14 protein-coding genes and 1 other RNA gene are annotated in these 17,042 nt (G+C 48.1%); 6 read left to right on the top strand and 9 right to left on the bottom strand.

Annotated features, from left to right (window positions below):
• Positions 1 to 100: 100 nt before the first annotated feature.
• The gene (locus IE054_RS12270) at positions 101 to 886 is read right to left on the bottom strand and encodes a substrate-binding periplasmic protein (RefSeq protein WP_189406760.1); all 786 of its coding nucleotides are present in this window, start codon (positions 884 to 886) and stop codon (positions 101 to 103) included.
• A gap of 179 nt (positions 887 to 1,065) precedes the next feature.
• The gene (locus IE054_RS12265) at positions 1,066 to 1,365 is read right to left on the bottom strand and encodes a hypothetical protein (RefSeq protein WP_189406759.1); all 300 of its coding nucleotides are present in this window, start codon (positions 1,363 to 1,365) and stop codon (positions 1,066 to 1,068) included.
• 669 nt (positions 1,366 to 2,034) lie between these two features.
• Between IE054_RS12265 and IE054_RS12260 the strand changes: the two genes are divergently transcribed.
• The gene (locus IE054_RS12260; protein WP_189406758.1) at positions 2,035 to 2,631 is read left to right on the top strand and encodes a PEP-CTERM sorting domain-containing protein; all 597 of its coding nucleotides are present in this window, start codon (positions 2,035 to 2,037) and stop codon (positions 2,629 to 2,631) included.
• Positions 2,632 to 2,854: 223 nt separating this feature from the next.
• Here IE054_RS12260 and IE054_RS12255 read toward each other — a convergent pair whose 3' ends face one another.
• The 3 genes from IE054_RS12255 to ssrA all read right to left on the bottom strand — a co-directional run bounded on the left by IE054_RS12255 (position 2,855) and on the right by ssrA (position 5,190).
• A complete protein-coding gene (locus IE054_RS12255) occupies positions 2,855 to 4,120 on the bottom strand; it encodes a hypothetical protein (RefSeq protein WP_189406757.1) in 1,266 nt (421 codons plus the stop codon).
• Positions 4,117 to 4,515, bottom strand: coding sequence for an SET domain-containing protein-lysine N-methyltransferase (locus IE054_RS12250; protein WP_189406756.1), 399 nt, complete (start codon positions 4,513 to 4,515; stop codon positions 4,117 to 4,119). Before IE054_RS12250 ends, IE054_RS12255 begins: the two co-directional genes overlap by 4 nt.
• Before the next feature lie 318 nt (positions 4,516 to 4,833).
• Positions 4,834 to 5,190, bottom strand: a transfer-messenger RNA (tmRNA) gene (ssrA, locus tag IE054_RS12245).
• Positions 5,191 to 5,812: 622 nt separating this feature from the next.
• Here ssrA and IE054_RS12240 point away from each other — a divergent pair.
• Positions 5,813 to 7,060 carry an NADH:flavin oxidoreductase/NADH oxidase family protein gene (locus IE054_RS12240; RefSeq protein WP_189406755.1) on the top strand — a complete coding sequence of 416 codons (1,248 nt, stop codon included), beginning with the start codon at positions 5,813 to 5,815 and terminating at the stop codon, positions 7,058 to 7,060.
• Here IE054_RS12240 and smpB read toward each other — a convergent pair whose 3' ends face one another.
• Positions 7,061 to 7,540 carry an SsrA-binding protein SmpB gene (gene smpB / locus IE054_RS12235; RefSeq protein WP_189406753.1) on the bottom strand — a complete coding sequence of 160 codons (480 nt, stop codon included), beginning with the start codon at positions 7,538 to 7,540 and terminating at the stop codon, positions 7,061 to 7,063.
• Positions 7,541 to 7,725: 185 nt separating this feature from the next.
• Here smpB and IE054_RS12230 point away from each other — a divergent pair, with 185 nt between their 5' ends.
• Entirely contained in the window at positions 7,726 to 8,157 is a 432-nt protein-coding gene (locus IE054_RS12230; RefSeq protein ID WP_189406752.1) for a type II toxin-antitoxin system RatA family toxin, read from the top strand.
• Complete coding sequence (locus tag IE054_RS12225; RefSeq protein ID WP_189406750.1) at positions 8,154 to 8,507, top strand: RnfH family protein; 354 nt, start codon at positions 8,154 to 8,156, stop codon at positions 8,505 to 8,507. Before IE054_RS12230 ends, IE054_RS12225 begins: the two co-directional genes overlap by 4 nt.
• Before the next feature lie 3 nt (positions 8,508 to 8,510).
• Here the strand turns inward: IE054_RS12225 and IE054_RS12220 are convergent, their stop codons facing one another.
• Positions 8,511 to 8,990, bottom strand: coding sequence for a MarR family winged helix-turn-helix transcriptional regulator (locus IE054_RS12220; RefSeq protein WP_189406749.1), 480 nt, complete (start codon positions 8,988 to 8,990; stop codon positions 8,511 to 8,513).
• Between the two features lie 34 nt (positions 8,991 to 9,024).
• Positions 9,025 to 10,995, bottom strand: a complete 1,971-nt coding sequence (locus tag IE054_RS12215) for a BCCT family transporter (RefSeq protein WP_189406748.1) — start codon at positions 10,993 to 10,995, stop codon at positions 9,025 to 9,027.
• Positions 10,996 to 11,291: 296 nt separating this feature from the next.
• On the opposite strand from IE054_RS12215, the gene IE054_RS12210 reads away from it, so the two are divergent.
• Together IE054_RS12210 and IE054_RS12205 are read left to right on the top strand one after the other, a co-directional pair.
• Positions 11,292 to 13,979 (top strand): TonB-dependent receptor, encoded by a 2,688-nt coding sequence (locus IE054_RS12210; protein ID WP_189406746.1) that lies wholly within the window; start codon positions 11,292 to 11,294, stop codon positions 13,977 to 13,979.
• 79 nt (positions 13,980 to 14,058) lie between these two features.
• Complete coding sequence (locus tag IE054_RS12205) at positions 14,059 to 16,038, top strand: tetratricopeptide repeat-containing sulfotransferase family protein (RefSeq protein WP_189406745.1); 1,980 nt, start codon at positions 14,059 to 14,061, stop codon at positions 16,036 to 16,038.
• Between the two features lie 42 nt (positions 16,039 to 16,080).
• On the opposite strand, the gene ppsR is transcribed toward IE054_RS12205, so the two are convergent.
• Positions 16,081 to 16,893 (bottom strand): posphoenolpyruvate synthetase regulatory kinase/phosphorylase PpsR, encoded by an 813-nt coding sequence (gene ppsR / locus IE054_RS12200; protein WP_189406744.1) that lies wholly within the window; start codon positions 16,891 to 16,893, stop codon positions 16,081 to 16,083.
• Positions 16,894 to 17,042: the final 149 nt, after the last annotated feature.

Genomic DNA, 17,042 nt, shown 5'->3' with positions numbered 1-17,042 from the left:
ACTTCTGTGAACGGCTCGCTGCTTTCTACCTCAGAAGATTAAATAAAGTTTATAGTGTTACTTTAAGGCATCGAGCGCAGAGTGCTTTTAAGCGCTCTGATTAGGATGCATCCCAGGGGCAGACGGGCGCCGAGGCCTGGTGTTGGAGCTGTTGCGATAAGTGTTTATTAAATCTGGTGACAAAAGCCGCAGCGGTGGTGTGCTTACTAAACATAAAGTGAATAGCATCGTGATGGAGAATTTCGTTGCTCAGGATCATGGCCTGACTGCTGCTCTGTCGTTCCTGCATGGCTGAAAAAGAAGGCACGTTTCTCAGTTCCAGACATAGCGCCAGGCGATCATCGACAATAGCGTCGACGGTCTTTTGTGAAAGCAGACTGACACGTTTTGTAAGCGAAAACTCGTGAATAAACTGTGAGGGATACTGCTCCTTAAGCAACGCTACCGTGCTGCCAAAATAGCCGGACATATTGATGCCGACTTTTCCACCCTTGCTCAGTATATCGGCAAGGGTGGTTTCCGGCGTGTGCCCAGCTTCAGCGGAAATTACCAGCCCGATTTGCTCATCACGGTACGGCGTCGAAAAATGAAAGCTTTGTTGCCGTTCTTTGGTATAAGTGGCGCCCAGAGAAACATCGTAACTGCCTTTTTCCAGCTCGATGGACGAGCGGACTTCATTCATGGGCAATACCGCCAGATCACAGCCCATTGCATTCGCAACGTCGCGCAGCAACTCATAGTCTGTGCCGTCGTACTGCTCGTGACCGTAGCTGTAAAAGTAGGGCCCCCAGTCTCCGTTGTAGGCAACAACCAGCGGCGTGTCACAGTCGCCCGCGTTAGCCGTGGCGCTGACGAGCAATAACAGTAAAAAGAGTGGTCGTAACACGCTGCATTCCCTGAGCAGTGAGTTGGAAGAGTAATATTTACCGTACGCGATGACGGTTGAAAAATAAACAGTTTTGTACCGTCAGGCGAGGCTGGCTTTGGTATTACGACTGCCATCGAAGGTATGCACTCTGGCACTCCACCGGGCATACTTCTGACAGTCGAAAATACCGGTCTTTACTATGCGCGGGTTGTAAAAATCGACCCCGGTGTGGCGTTGCGCTGATCTGCGTCAGGGCCGTAAGTCTGGTTAACCGACGACGCCTGTGAGTTCACGATTTTAGCAATGTCGCTGCTATTATTTGGTGTAACCGTGGGACCAGGCTGTTGCTGCAGAGCGGTGCTGTCATTGGTTATTGTCTGCGGTTCAACCTTATTTGCAAGCTTGTCCAGTTCAAATACCTTGTTGGGCTCGGGCGTCGCGTTTTTTCTGACAGGGTCGATTTGCGTAAACCTGCCTATACCACTTACCGATTCCATACATAGCCTCCTGAATAAAGTGAGAGATGAGTTTTAAGCGCAATATAAGTCTGCTTGTGCATTTGTTGAGGAGTTTTTGCACAGATTCTCTGTAGCGCAGATAGTAGTAGCACAGATAGTGCCAGTTGCTGAAAAACCGACATCGCGGGCTGTTAAGACGAAAGGAAAGCTTTAGCTGGTGAGTCATTGCCGCTGTCTGCGGGGAGGGCGGCATGGTATTACCGCTCTTTACGCCTGACTAAGGTGACGTGTATACCCCGCACTGTTTCACGGGCACCCACAGTGTTACCTGCACTCCTACAACACTTTACAGTATTCGCAGACAGCGTTTTACTGAAGCTTCACTGTGCCAGCAAGCGAAAACGTCTGCGCTTTCAGACGCCGGCTCGTCAGTACACCTGAACGTTTGCCAGTACGTGTTTGACGTATGTCGCCGACTTACCTGGTCGTTTATTTTTTCTTCAGCTACGCATGATAAGTGCGCGTCATACTGTCAGTATTTTTTACAAATAAGGATGATTTTATAGAAAGATTCTCGTTAAGTATTTGATATTTGTGGGTATATATAAGTTGGGTTGGTTTTTGCATGAAGCCATGGTGGATAATAAAAGATGGCTTTTTATACCAAAGCCAGTTTCGTTGTAATAAAAGACTTAAAAAGGGATTTATATGAAGTATATGTCATTCCGAATACTTGCTTTATTTATGCTGGGTGTGTCTGGCCTGGCTCAGGGCGCGATTATATCGTCAACCATGGAAGATTATGGTTCGACTAATGCGTCTGTTACGCTTGATGCGAATCAGTTTATTTTTGACTGGCAGGGTACGCCGGTCACACTGAGTGTGCTTTTCACCAGTAACTCTCAGTTTTCTCTTTCGCTGGACTCGTTCCTGAGCAGCGGCAACGCCTCTGATGTCACGGGGTTCACGCTGGACATTATTGATGGAACAAGTTTCACGCGACTGACCAATGACACGACATTTTGCCATAGTGCGCAAACTGCAATCTCAGGCACTAATGGCGGCTGCAATCTGATTTCCTTAAGTGGTGCAACAGGGTCGAATGCCAACGTTGCCTATGAACCTGGAGAAATGTTGTTCTCATGGCTGGATGCGGGTACATACCGTCTGGGTATTTATGACAGTTCAAGCCCGGTTCAGGGAACGGCTGCCATTGGTTATTCTCAGGTTCCGGCGCCTGCTTCAGCATTGCTGTTCGTTATGGGCTTTGGTGCACTGGCACTTCGTCGCCGCAGTAAAAAATAAACAGCCAGTGAGTTTATGACTGAAGCCGTTTACCGCGAGGTAAGCGGCTTTTTTTTGTTGGCAGGGTTCAAAATAGGTATTAAAAAGAAAGTCTGCAAAGGCTCATTGAGTCAGGGACGAAACATACCGCCTGCTGTCATTTATCAGAACTGCTTCGGGAATGAGCTTTTGTAAGACCTGTTAAACAGCCTTTTCGAATACTGCATATATGCCGCTTTATACTTTATTTCTTTCTACTTTTTCTGATTAATCCAAAACTTACGTACAAAGAAATGACAGCAATTACAGAAATGCTTATGAGTGACAGGACGGTGTAGAATTCATTTGGCCACTTCTCTTCAAATGCCAAAGAATCATAAATTACACTCACAAAAGCCGCTACCTGTAATAGCGCGATAATGTTTAAAGCTTGATTCTGTTTGTCATTCAGCCGCTGGTTTGCTTCAGAGTATTTCTTGTTAACAAATTCAGATTGCGCTTCGAATGTTTTCTCTAAAAGCTCTGTATCCTTGTCTATGTTCCATAGTCTTTCAACACCTTCCATAACCTGGCAGTATTTTGGATAAAGCCCATACTTAAACTTGAAGTAATTAGCTAAAAAGACCTTGTAGTTCAATTTTAATTTGTCAAAAAAGTCTACTCTTTGAGAGTCGATTGCCTCTGAGTTTTTCAATATGTCTGTGAAGACTTCATTAAAATATTCTTTGTAATAACGAAACTTGTAATAGCTCATTTGCATTTTCGTCATTAAAGCGAAAACATTTTCCTGAACATCATAGGGAAAATTAACTGCCAGCGTATAGTTCCATCCAACGTGAAAAAATGAATTGGTAAAGTCAGCAGATAAGGCATTTCCTTTCGCTAGTTGCTCAGAGCTTTCCTCATTACGAAAAAGTTCTGATAAATCTTCATCCTGAACGCTGTCCGCAAACAACAAAGGGAACGCAGCGTCATTATTAAGAATTACGTTGTCACTGTGAAGCTTAGTTTGCTTTGTTATCGCATGAACATACTTGCAGACCTCCTCTTTAACGAGGTCTTGAAAGGCGTAAAGCCACTCTGAATCGCCCAGGTTGGTAGTGATCTCTCTATTCTTAAAAATTTCTTTGGCGAGTTCCTTTACACTAAGGTCCTGATAAGAAATCGTATAACAAATTACGAACAGGAAGTTACCATGATAATCAACAACTAACGATGTTTCTCGTTTCACAATATCAAATCCAGCGAATGATTTGTTTAAATCAACGCAGGTTTCGACATTCTCGTTCCATAAAAGATCCAGGTTTCTTGATTTTTCTAATGCGTCCCTGTACTGCATTTCCTCCTTCACAACATGCTTACAGAAATTAACGTTTTGTTGCTTCCGAAGATGCCATTCCTGTGTCGCTACATCTTTTTCTTCCATTGATTCTGAGCTATTTACTAGTTCGGCCCAGACTCCTTTCTCTTTTATGTCTACAGAGCATAAAAGAAATTGTTTGGCAATCATAAATAGTACTTTCCTTTTGTATCTATATATTCTTTCGAGAGCTTTTCTTCCCGGTAATCAAGTGTAAACTCTTCTCCACTTTTCACAGCTCGTGTAGTGATTACCCGTAATGGAATGCCGACAAGTTTGAGGTTTGGCGTGCGGGAATGATTGATATAACTGTATTTCGTTCTGTAAGGCCTGACGAGTAATACGTTTTCTTCAATTGCATTCCATTCCAGCGTTAACTGCATTTTATGATGAAGCGTCTCCGGGATGAGCTGACCATCCAGTTGACCAAGTTCTGTATCCTCAGGGATGGAGTCTGTTGCGAATAGTCCGTTCCCATGAATTTCACTCGGGCGAATATCGCTATACTTCAGGTTATCGATTACGTCCTCTAACTCGTAGTTCATACATGTGCCCTAAGCCAATGTTGTTCAACATATAGTTATACCAGAAATAACGTCGACGTCTTCGTTAATGATGCAGTTCTCAAGCGTTTTTCGTTAAGGAAGGTGCGGATAATGTGATGACAGCGCTCTATATGAGCCTTACGCAATATAAACTCATTTCAGCACAGCGATGATTTGTGATTCGGTTAAAGCGTAGTTTTTTCAGTGTCGCCTGCTGCACTAAACATGGCAGATAACTACGAACAACTGTGTTTTGCTTAGGGGAGAGCTACTTACAAAAAAGAAAACCCCATGCCTTGCGGCACAGGGTATGTTGTTTGGTGGAGCTGGCGGGATTTGAACCCGCGTCCAGAAAATGTCTACTTTTGGTACTACATGCTTAGTTTGTCTTTTATTTAACTATTTCGGACTCCGGCAAACAGGATTCCTAATAGCGGTCCTGATACTATTTCGCGGTTCAACCTCAGGAGAGTTTCCCTCGCTAGTTTGCTTATATGACCTTCCGAATCCACGCTAGCAAACAAAGCTGTGGTGGAAGGGCCTATACCGGTTTTTAAGCGGCTAGTGCGTAGTTTTCGTCGTTTGCGACTATTTAAAGCGGATTTTTTAAGAGGCAATCCGCACCTCTGCATGCACCTCCAGCTTCCTAGATCCTGTCGAATCCTAATCAGCCCCGAGGAAACCTGTTTCCAGGTTGCGCCACCTGATAATGCTTAACCGGCGACGAATTACTTAAGCCATTCTACTCGCTTAATAAATCCCACACAACCAGCGATTACTTCGGTTGCTTAAGGAATGGACGTTATCATCTGCCTCTTTACGGACTCACTTGTTACATCGTGCTTTTTGCTACGCACAAATAGTCACGAACGGCACGAAGCTTATAAACAACGTCAGTCAGTTTAGAAGCGTCTGGCAAAGCGTCACTTTTTACCAATCAAATAGATATGGTTATTTTGCCACATATCAAGGGGCCATCTAATGAAATGTTTCATAATGACATGGCCTTAATTTCATTACCGTGCATTACAGCTACCGTATAGCCCAGGACCGTCTGCAGGTATTTTGAGAATTATTGCGATAGCACCTCACTGGTAAGCGTTATCAGGGCCCACATTGCAGGACTATATGAAAATGCCGCCGAAAAACCAGAGACTGCAAGTGGCAAGATGTCAATGTTTGGCGCGAATGAGGCATAAAGATTGGCCCTGGATTGCAGGAAGGCTAATCTGAGGATGAATTTGTCATCAAGGTCTATTACAGTAGCGCGGTATTTTTGCTTTTCTGTATGGACACTATGCACGAAGATTCCGTTCTTTATTCGCCATTTAGTTTTGCTGGCGGAAAAACTGCTGTAAACCGGATTGTGAAGGCTGCCATGGAAGAAAATATGGCGGCCGACGGTGCGTTGCCGGGTGAGGCACTTTACAGCCTTTATCGGTACTGGGCGCATGGCGGGCTTGGTATGATCATTACCGGCAATGTGATGATTGATAAACAGGCCATGACCGGACCTGGCGGAGTTGCGCTGGAAGCTAACACACCGCTTGCACCGTTTAAGCGCTGGGCAAGCATTATCAAGTCGCAAGGCGCACTTGCTGTTATGCAGCTTAATCATCCCGGCCGACAGGTGTTTAAGGCGATGCAGGGTAAGGCCCTGGCACCGTCCGCCGTACCCTTGTCTATGGGCCGTCACTCCAAGTTGTTTGCAACGCCAAAGGCGATGACCTGCGAAGATATTCACGATGTCTGTCAGCGTTTTGTTGCCAGTGCAAAACAGGCAATGCAGGCGGGCTTTGATGGCGTGGAAATACACGCAGCGCATGGTTATTTGCTCACCCAGTTTTTATCGCCGCTGACTAATCAGCGACAGGACGAGTGGGGCGGTTCGCTGATGAACCGGGCGCGATTGCTTATCAACGTAATCAGTCAGATCCGGGCAGTGTGCCCGCGCGATTTTATTGTCATGGTGAAGCTGAACAGCGCCGATTTTCAGCGTGGCGGGTTTGAGTTCAGTGACGCACTTGCCGTTGTTGAACGCCTTCAGGCACTTGGCGTCGACATGGTCGAGTTATCCGGTGGCAGCTATGAGTCACCGGCGATGCAGGGTAATACGGCTGACGAGTCACGCCTTGCCCGCGAAGCGTATTTCTTATCATTTGCCCGCAAAATGGTCGCACACACAGAGATGCCGGTAATGACAACGGGTGGGATCCGCCGGGCTGATGTTGCCGAGCAGGTGATTGAACAGGGCTGTACCATGGTTGGCCTGGCCAGCGCACTTGCCACCACGCCGGATTTGGCGCAAAAATGGCGTAAAAACTGGACTTATGCGGGCTATATTCCGGCATGCCAGTGGCGGGACAAGACCCTGGCTGGGCTGGCAAATATGGCAACGGTCAGGCGACAGTTGCGGCGATTGGGTAATGATCTTACTACGTTGCGTGCCCCCACATCATGGTGGAGTCTTATTCTGGATATGCTGCAGCGCAGAAAACTGACCAAACGCTATCTTGCCCAAGGGCAGAAACAGCACAGCGGTTAATTATACGCTGTGCTTCATTACCCGTTCTTTCTGGCGCTTCCAGTCACGATCCTTCACTGTATCGCGTTTATCGTGAGTAAGCTTACCTTTGGCCAGATGAATTTCTAGTTTTACCCAGCACTTTTTCCAGTACATGGCAGTAGCCACAATGGAATACCCCTGGCGATCACGGGCCCCCATCAGTCTGTCGATTTCACGCTTATTCAGCAGCAGTTTGCGCGCCCGTTCCGGCTCGCTTATTACGTGCGTTGACGCCTGCGTTAATGGTGAAATACGACTGCCTACCAACAGAGCTTCACCATTTTGAATGATGACGTAGGCATCGGTAATGTTCACCTTACCTTCGCGGATACTTTTGATTTCCCAGCCCTGTAACGCCATACCTGCCTCGTACTTATCCTCAAGGAAGTAGTCGTGGCGTGCTTTTTTGTTCAGCGCGATAGTGCCGGTCGATGCTTTTGACGATTTATTTTTTTTCATGCCCGCTATTATACTGATACCTAAGAAAATGTCTGTAGTTGCGTAGTGTATTCATGCAATTGCAGATCACGTCTACCGGCTGATATAAGGCTGTTTAGCCCGCTTTCAAGCGCATCATGCAATATTAGCCCGTCGCTTTTTCTGTGGTACACTCGCCGCTGTCGTAGAAATAGTTCGGGAAATCAATGCCAAGTATCCAACGCAGTGCGCTGGTCGCGCACAGTGCCGAAGCCATGTTTGATTTGGTCAACAATGTTGAAGCCTACCCAGAATTTTTGCCTGGCTGCGCAGACAGCAAAGTGCTGAAGCAGGACGATACCTCGATGCGGGCGTCACTGCTGGTCGCTAAAGCTGGGCTTAAACAATGGTTTACTACCCATAATGAACTGACGACCGGCAAACGCATTGATATGCAGTTAATTGAAGGGCCGTTTCGCCAGCTACAGGGTGGCTGGACCTTTTCCTCTTTATCTGAGTCAGCCTGTAAAATTGAGCTAAAGCTTGAGTTTGAATTTAGCAGCAAGCTTGCAGAAATGGCCTTTGGCAAAGTCTTCAGCAGTCTGGCTAGTAGTATGGTTGCGGCATTTACCGAACGGGCTAAACAGGTTTACGCATGAGCAAAGGCATGATTCGGGTTGAAGTGGCATTTGCGCTGCCAACCAGACAATCGATAGTGGAAGTGATGTTGCGTGAAGGCGCGACAGTCGAATCAGCCATCGATGCCTCTAATATTGCAGAACTGTATCCCGACAGTGATATTGCCAACGCGAAGGTAGGCGTCTGGTCTCGCACAGCAAAGCGTACTGATGTGCTGAAAGACGGTGACCGGGTAGAAATTTATCGCCCGCTGATTGCCGATCCCAAAGAAGTGAGAAAGCGCCGGGCTGAAAAAGCCAAAGAAGAGGGGAGGGCTGATAAAGTAACCGGCGGCCGCCCAAACCGGGTCAGTCCGCCGACAAAACAATAGCGATTACGAGTTTTTCTCTGAAATACTGCCAAGCTCCAAAAACGGCGAGGCATCAATATCCTCAGCGTCCATCATAGTGGCAATACGCTGCATGGTAGCGACCATCTGGCTTTGCTCCCATTCCTTTAACTGATGAAAGCGATCCACAAAGTGCTCCTGCAGCGGGCGGGGCGAGTCCTGTACCGCCGCCTTTCCACGTTCCGTTAAAAATACGCCAACTTTACGTTTGTCCGTCGTACTGCGAATACGTTTGGCCAAATCGCGGGCTTCCAGGCGATCAAGAATATTGGTAATTGTAGCCGGACTCAGATTAATGTTATCAGCAATTTCTCTGACCATAATACCAGGCTTCTCCTGAATATTCTGCATCACCAGCAACTGCGGACCGGTTAACCCAAAGTGCTTGCTTAATTGCTTGCTGCGCAAGTCTACGGCGCGAATAACGCGCCGCAGAGCTACCAAAAGTTCTTCTTCTTTTCCCATTTTACTTCCGTCTATCAACGTATTTTATGAACCGCTATTTCAGCAGGTGAATAAAATGCTGATGCTTATGATAGTGATCAATAACGTCGTTAATCACTGATATTTTGGACCAGCCCATAATGTCATAGTTCTGACCGCCTTCTGACAGGTGGACCTCTGCGCGATAGTAGGTCGCCGGCGGTTTATCTGGCGCGCCGTCTTTGTCAGAAAACACGAATTCCGGGTGGTCGGCTTGTGTTCTGTGTACCGCAAACACAAAGTCTGGGTCGCTGCCAAGGGTAATGGTTAAGCGGACTATCCCGTCTTCGTCATCTACGCTGGTGCTAAAGCCCTGATTGGAAAATTCATCTGCCACCTCGTTCAATGCCGGAAGGGCAGTTTTATGCATGAACCGATAGACCGCGTCCTCGTCGGGAAAGCTGACGATATTTTCCAGTCGATCCCGCCAGTTTTTGTCAATATCGGAGTGTTGCGGTGAACCGGCCAGTACTTGCAGGCTCTCGCGCTTATACGCTTCCACCCGCAATGCTTTAAGTAAGCCAAACAGCGCAATCATCAGCACCACCGCGAAGGGCAGCGCCGAGGCAATGGTCATGGTTTGCAGTGCATTCAGACCACCTGCATACAGCAGCACGGCGCTTACCACACCAACACCAACCGCCCAGTACACACGCTGCCACAATGGTGTATTGTTTTCGCCGTGTGAACACAGCATATCGACCACCATGGCGCCCGAGTCACAGGAGGTGACAAAGAAGACGATAATCATGACTACGGCCACAAAGCTCAAAAAGGTATCGAACGGGAACTGCTCAAGGAACACAAACAGGGCCACGGAGGTATTGTCCTCGACCATGGTTGCCAGTGCCTCCTGCCCACCGGAAAACACCAAATCTATTGCCGCGTTCCCGAAAATGGTCATCCAGAACAAGGTAAACGCAGACGGAATAAGTAATACACCCAGAACGAATTCACGAATGGTGCGACCGTAAGAAATACGCGCGATAAACAGGCCGACAAACGGTGCCCATGCCAGCCACCAGCCCCAATAAAAAATTGTCCATCCACCAATCCAGTCGGTCTTTTCATAGGCGAAAAGGTTGAATGTATTGCGTACCAGATCGGCCAGATAGGCCCCGGTATTTTGCATATATGCCTGCATTAAAAATACGGTTGGCCCTGCGATGAGAATAAACAGCAGTAGCAGTAACGCAAGGATCATGTTGGTTTCGGACAACCGGCGGATGCCTTTCTCCAGACCTGTGGCGACTGACACTACTGCCAGCGCGACAACCCCGACCATTAACCATATTTGTACCCCGGTCGACTCTGGCACCCCTAACAGATAATTCAGGCCAGAGTTGATTTGCGATGCGCCAAGACCAAGGGACGTCGACACCCCAAACACCGTTGAGGTGACAGCGAAAATATCGACGATATGCCCGGGCCAGCCGTAAATTTTCTCGCCAATCATGGGATACAGTGCAGAGCGCAGAGTAAGGGGTAAGTTGTGGCGATAGGCAAAGTAACCCAGTACCAGTGCCACCACCGCATAAATTGCCCAGGCATGCACGCCCCAGTGGAAGAAGGTCATTTTCATTGACTCTTTCACGGCCTCTACCGTGCCAGACTCAGCGGTTGGTGGCGACAGATAATGCATCAGAGGCTCGGCTACACCGAAGAACATCAGACCTATACCCATACCCGCCGCGAACAGCATCGACAACCAGGTACCAAAGCTAAACTGTGGTGAAGCATGGTCGGGACCAAGTTTGATCTCACCGTAGCGTGACATACCGAGATATATGACGAAGAGAAGCACGACTGCTACAACAAAAACATAAAACCAGCTGCCGTTATCTACTATGGACGACTGCATAGCCTGAAACACGGAATCGGCTGTTTCTGGGACAGACGCTGCAAACAGCAGCATGAGTACTATAAGGACGGATGCGGTACCAAACACCGGCTTGTTAAGATGCGTTTTTTGCTTCGCTTCGCTCACGATAGATCGCTTCCTCTTAAAGTTAGACCTGTTGCTGTTACGGCAAAATATAACGCACGGTGCAGTTTTATTAAACTTTTGTAGAAATTATTTGTGATTGCAACTATTTACGCTTAAAAACTAGGCTAATATTGAGTGAGATCATGAAAAACGTGTAGAAAATACTTTGAAATATAATTAGAGCAGTAATGGTAGTGACAAATATATTCAGTGCGATATGATCTAAAAGTCGGATTTGAAGTAATTAAAAATTCGAACAAAAAAGAATTAGTTGGACATCAAAGGAAACACACACCATGCGAAAATCTCAGCTAAGCTGTGCAATTGTTGCGGCTTTGGCAGCGACGCCCGCTGCCGCGCAGGAAAGCTCCTCAAACGCCAAAATTGAAACAATCGAAGTCACGGCGACCAAAAGGACTGAGTCGATTCAGGATGTTCCCGTTTCAGTGACTGCGCTGGATGGCAAAGCACTCGAAAATTTAGGCGTAGACAATTTCCAGGAATACGTCGAATTCTTACCAAATGTTGTGTTCCAGGGCACCGGACCTGGCCAGAATGAGATTTACATTCGTGGTGCTGCGACTACCCAGTCGAACATTAATTTATCATCTGTTCAGGCATTGCAGCCGTCAGTTGCATTCTATCTGGACGAGCAGCCTGTATCGATGGCAGGCCGTAACCTCGACGTATACGCGACAGATATTCAGCGCGTAGAGGTACTGCCAGGACCACAGGGAACCCTGTTTGGTGCCAGCTCTCAGGCGGGTACCGTACGGATGATAACCAATAAGCCAAATCATTCTGGCTTCGAAGCGGGCATGGATGCTGACATCAGCACGACTCGCGGCGGTGAAATGAGTAACGCCGTTGAAGCCTACTTCAACATGACACTGACAGACGACCTGGCAGTACGTGTCGCTGCCTATAACGATTTCCAGGGCGGTTGGATCGATAACATCCGTAACGTACCTGGTGAGGGTGGTTATATTGGCAGTGCGCAGGTTATCAGCCGTATATCAGGCGGTGTGTTATCAGACCCGGCTGGGATGGACGCGAACCGCATTACAAATCCAGACATTGACACCATGGATGAAGCGGCCGTTGTTTCACCAAACAATGATCACCTGGTAGAAGACGACCACAATGACGCGACTTACTCTGGCGCGCGCTTCGGTCTGTCGTATATCTTTAACGAGGATTGGGATCTGCTGGTACAGCATACTCAGCAAACTCTGAATACCGAAGGGGTGTTCTCTTACGATCCGAACCTGGCGGGTGAGACCTCCACAAACCGCTTCCAGCCTGATGAAAACCGTGATGAGTTTGGTCTGACAACCTGGACCCTGGAAGGGCGCCTGGACAAACTGGATGTGGTGTACACCGGTGGCTATCTGGATCGCGAAATCGATACACTGACCGACTATACCGGTTATACAAACGGTGGTGCGTTCTCAGCGTTCTATGTTTGTAACTATGGCTCCGATGTTGCCCCGGAAGATGAACGCTGTCTGGATCCAACTAAATTCATGCGTGAAGACACCACCACAACTCGTGATACGCACGAGCTGCGCTTCAACACTACCATGGGTACACCATGGCGTGTCACTGCAGGTCTTTTCTATGATAATCAGGAAATTGCCACGGTAGGCCAGTTCAAGATCCCTAACACAGAGCTGTTTAACGATCTTGAGCGCACGCTGGTTGGTAATGAAGGTATCAACAGTGATGGCGGTCCTTTCCCGTCTGAAGTTGGCTTTGTTAACGATATCACGCACACCATTGAACAAGTTGCCGTATTCGGTCAGCTTGAATATGACATCACTGACACGGTGACTGCGAGCATCGGTGCGCGCTGGTATGAAATCGATGATGAGTATAAAGGCTCGACCTCTACGGTTGACGTATCACGCCGGTTAAAAGCGTTCGGTTCGCTAAATCCGGATGAACTTGCCGCGGTCGGGGAAGATCCTGACGCGGTACTTGCAGCGGTTGAAAGTGGCCAGCTTGACGTGTCAGAGCTTGACTCTGATGGCGTACTGACGGTCAGCGACACTATTTTCAAGTTCTCGCTGGACTGGAAAGTTACTGATGATGTATTGCTTTTCGCCAACTATTCAGAAGGCTTCCGTCCGCCGGTAACCAATCGCGTTGGTGGTGGTCAGGCGAAAATTCAGTCAGGCAAATTTGAAGGCTTCCGTATTCCGGTGTACTCAACTACCGATACCCTGGATAACTATGAGCTGGGTCTGAAAGGAGACTTTCTGGATGGCATCGTGCGTGTAAACGCAACGGCTTACTATTCAGAAATCACCGATCTGCAAACATCGCGTTTCGACCCGACCAATATCAGCTTCCTGGTATTCACCGACAACGTGGGTGATGCAGAAGTTAAAGGTATTGATGCGGACATCACCTGGCTTGCCACGGATGACCTGGTAATCAACTCAGCATTCAGCTGGATTGATACAGAGCTGACAAGAATTAATGAAGAGCTGGATGGCATTTCGCCAGGGGTTGGCGCACGTCTTCCTTACTCAGCCGAGTTCTCGGGTAACATTAACGCGCGCTACTTCTTTGAAATGGAAGAAGGCCGTCGTGGTTACGTAAACGCGTCAGTGGCTTATACCGGAGACCGTCTGTCGGGTATGGCAATGGATGCCTATGCGATGGAAGATGCCACTCAGCTTATCTACGGCACAGGCTCTGGCCTGCCAATTCAGGATGAGGCTGCCGTGTATGAAGGCGCAAGTTATACTGACTCTGAAAACCGTGTCATTCGCGGCGGACGGTATATTCAGGAATCTTACGTGATTACCAACGTTGCGGTGGGTGTTACTAACGATGTCTGGAAAGCGGAGCTGTATGTCGACAACCTGTTTGATGAGCGCGCCGTATTAAACATCGATACGCAACAGTTCACACCGAAGGTAGTAACAAACCGTCCAAGAACTATTGGTCTTCGTGTTTCATACGATTACTATTAAGTTCGTGACGTAGCAGATAAAAACGGCAGGCCTCACGGCTTGCCGTTTTTTTGTTTAGACGGGATAAAAAGATTTAACAATGACCAAAGACGACCAGCAGACTTTACACCAAATCAAACAGGCCATCGGCCAGTCTCAGTTTGACCAGGCGTTATCGCTTGTTGCAAAGGCATCAGGCCAGCAACCCGGCGAGGAAATGCAAGGTGAGCTGCTCTACATGCAGGCAGTTATCCACCGTCTGACCCGACAGCCACAGGCGGCGCTGGATGATTTAACCAAATTAATCGAGCTGCGACCTGACTATGGCCGCGCCTATCAGGAAATGGGCTATTGCTATCAGGCGCTAGGCCACAATAATGACGCCGCCAGTGCTTTCTATAAAGCCACCCGTTTTAATACGGCACTGGTTCCGGCCTGGAAACAATTGCTGAATACGTATCAGGCACAGGGCAATGCCGATGCACTGGCCCTGGCACGTCAGCATCTGAGTTTCCTTGAAGGGTTACCGGCGCCGGTGCTGGGCGCGTACGACCTCATGTATGAAGGCCAGCTACATAAGGCCGAAGCGGTTTGCCGGCAGTTTTTGCAGCAACACCGCCATGATCCTGAAGCGATGATGCTGCTGGCCGAAATTGGCATGCGCCTGAAGGTGTATCATGATGCCGAGTTTTTGCTGGAAAGCTGTGTTGAACTCTATCCTGACAATGAACGTGCGGCCGTTGCCTATCAGTCATTACTGGCCAAACTGGGGAAGTTTCCGCAGGCCGCAGCATTTGCCAGAAAGCGGCGTGACAATCAGCCAGACAATACGTCAGTGCAGATGGCGCTGGCTAACGCGCTGGTTGGCGTCGGGGAGCTTCAGGAAGCCATTGACATCTATCGTTCGTTATTGGCGTCATCTGCCGATCGCCCTGCAGCCTGGCTATCGTTAGGCCATGCATACAAGGCCAAAGGGGAACTGGATAATGCTATTGATGCCTATAAAAAATCGGCACAGTATATGCCTGATTTTGGCGATGCGTACTGGAGTCTGGCCAACACCAAAACGTACACTTTTAGTGCGGAAGACATTGCAACCATGAGTGATATCCAAAAGCGCAGTTCCACCAGTCTGGATGACCGGGTGCACCTGTGTTTCGCTCTGGGCAAAGCGTATGAAGATAAAAAGCGTTATCGTGATGCGTTTAAGCACTATGAACGGGGGAATCACTTAAAGCGTCAGACGCTGCAGTTTTCTATTGAGCGCACCGAAGCCGCCATGCAGGCGCAGAAACAGGCATGCACGGCAGAGTTGTTTAAAAATAAAGAGGCCGGCTGCCCGTCCCCTGATCCCATTTTTATTGTCGGGTTGCCTCGCGCTGGCTCGACCTTGCTGGAGCAGATTCTGGCTTCACATTCACAGGTCGACGGCACGATGGAATTGCATGACATTCTGGGTATTGCTTCGCGGCTCAGCGGTCACAAAACCCCTTATCCGTATAACCTGTCGGAACTCAGTGATGAAAACTGCAGAAAGCTGGGAGAACTGTACATTCAGCAAACCCGCGATTACCGTCAGGGCGCGCCATTTTTCATCGATAAAATGCCGAACAATTTTATTCATGTCGGGCTTATCAAACGGATCCTGCCGAATGCGAAAATAATCGACGCCAGACGCGACCCGATGGCGTGTTGTTTCAGTGGCTTTAAACAGCTGTTTGGTGAAGGGCAGGAGTTTAGTTACACGCTATCAGATATTGGCCGTTATTACCGGGCCTATGAGTCATTGATGGATCACTGGCACAACGTTCTGCCGGGGGAGATCCTGACAGTGCAGCATGAAGATGTGTTAGATGATTTGGAAGGTCAGGTGCAGCGCATCCTGGATTTTTGTAATCTTGATTTTGAGCACCAGTGCCTGAAGTTTTATGAAACGCAGCGGGTCATTAAAACGCCCAGCTCAGAACAGGTACGCCAGCCGCTGTATCGCTCGGGTATGACACAGTGGAAAAATTTCGAGATTCATTTAATGCCATTAATCGATGCCCTGAACGGGCGGGAAAAACCGCTGAAGGAATAAAATAGAGCGCCGTAGGCGCTCTTTTTGTATAACGTATCTTCCCTAGTACTTACGTCGCTGCAAGCCGGTCTGTGCCAGTATTTTGGCTGAGATTTCTTCTACGGAATACTTGGTACTGTTTAAAAACGGGATCTTTTCCCGGCGATAAAGGTTCTCTACCTCGCGGAGCTCCATTCTGCATTGCTGCAATGATGCGTACCGGCTGTTAGCGCGCCGCTCTGACCGGATCTGATGTAGCCGTTCAGAGTGAATGGTCAGCCCAAACAGTTTATCTTTATATCGCCTGAGGGCTGAAGGCAGCTTTAGCATGTCACCCATATCATCTTCGGTAAACGGGTAGTTGGCGGCTTTTATCCCGTACTGCAGTGCCAGGTACAAGCTGGTCGGCGTTTTGCCTGAACGGGATACGCCTACCAGAATGATATCGGCCTCGTGATAGTCTTTAAGGTTCGAGCCATCGTCATTGGCCAGTGCATAATTCACGGCTTCTATGCGGATATCATAGGTGGTTTCGTGAATACTGTGAGTCCGGTGTTTTTCAGGCTTCGATGGTACGCCCAGGACTTTTTCCAGTGGCGCCACAAACTGATCCAGAAAGTTGTAATTAATACCGACGGATTTCGCGATTACTTTGCGGACATCGACATTCACAATTGTATAAAAAACGAGCGGTCTTTCCCCCGTGTCTTGAAAACTTTCAGAAATTTTCTCGAGGATCTTTTCCGCTTCTTCCTCTGTTTCTATGAACGGATAGGTTTTGTGATTGAACTGAACAGGGAACAGAGACAGCAGGGCGTGGCCGAACACCTCAGAAGTGATCGCAGTACCATCAGAAATATAAAACGCTGTACGCACAACATTTCCTTAACTTTGTTGTAATTTTATTACAGGAGTAATAAAAATTTTACTTTAGAATTTTTCCCATTCTAAGATGAAATTGTTGAAAAGCCAGAGATTACGGTCGCCCGTTTTTTCTGGTCACAACCGACGTTGAGTAAGGATTA

This window comes from Alteromonas halophila (assembly GCF_014651815.1).
Taxonomy (GTDB): domain Bacteria; phylum Pseudomonadota; class Gammaproteobacteria; order Enterobacterales; family Alteromonadaceae; genus Alteromonas; species Alteromonas halophila.
Note: the sequence above shows the minus strand (reverse complement) of the source record. Positions and strands in the feature narration are given on the sequence as shown.

What these genes read in the sequence shown, in the direction of transcription:
- IE054_RS12265 (WP_189406759.1), bottom strand. Translation starts at nt 1,365, where the DNA reads ATGGAATCGGTAAGTGGTATAGGCAGGTTTACGCAAATCGACCCTGTC.
- IE054_RS12260 (WP_189406758.1), top strand. Translation starts at nt 2,035, where the DNA reads ATGAAGTATATGTCATTCCGAATACTTGCTTTATTTATGCTGGGTGTG.
- IE054_RS12255 (WP_189406757.1), bottom strand. Translation starts at nt 4,120, where the DNA reads ATGATTGCCAAACAATTTCTTTTATGCTCTGTAGACATAAAAGAGAAA.
- IE054_RS12250 (WP_189406756.1), bottom strand. Translation starts at nt 4,515, where the DNA reads ATGAACTACGAGTTAGAGGACGTAATCGATAACCTGAAGTATAGCGAT.
- IE054_RS12240 (WP_189406755.1), top strand. Translation starts at nt 5,813, where the DNA reads ATGCACGAAGATTCCGTTCTTTATTCGCCATTTAGTTTTGCTGGCGGA.
- smpB (WP_189406753.1), bottom strand. Translation starts at nt 7,540, where the DNA reads ATGAAAAAAAATAAATCGTCAAAAGCATCGACCGGCACTATCGCGCTG.
- IE054_RS12230 (WP_189406752.1), top strand. Translation starts at nt 7,726, where the DNA reads ATGCCAAGTATCCAACGCAGTGCGCTGGTCGCGCACAGTGCCGAAGCC.
- IE054_RS12225 (WP_189406750.1), top strand. Translation starts at nt 8,154, where the DNA reads ATGAGCAAAGGCATGATTCGGGTTGAAGTGGCATTTGCGCTGCCAACC.
- IE054_RS12220 (WP_189406749.1), bottom strand. Translation starts at nt 8,990, where the DNA reads ATGGGAAAAGAAGAAGAACTTTTGGTAGCTCTGCGGCGCGTTATTCGC.
- IE054_RS12210 (WP_189406746.1), top strand. Translation starts at nt 11,292, where the DNA reads ATGCGAAAATCTCAGCTAAGCTGTGCAATTGTTGCGGCTTTGGCAGCG.
- IE054_RS12205 (WP_189406745.1), top strand. Translation starts at nt 14,059, where the DNA reads ATGACCAAAGACGACCAGCAGACTTTACACCAAATCAAACAGGCCATC.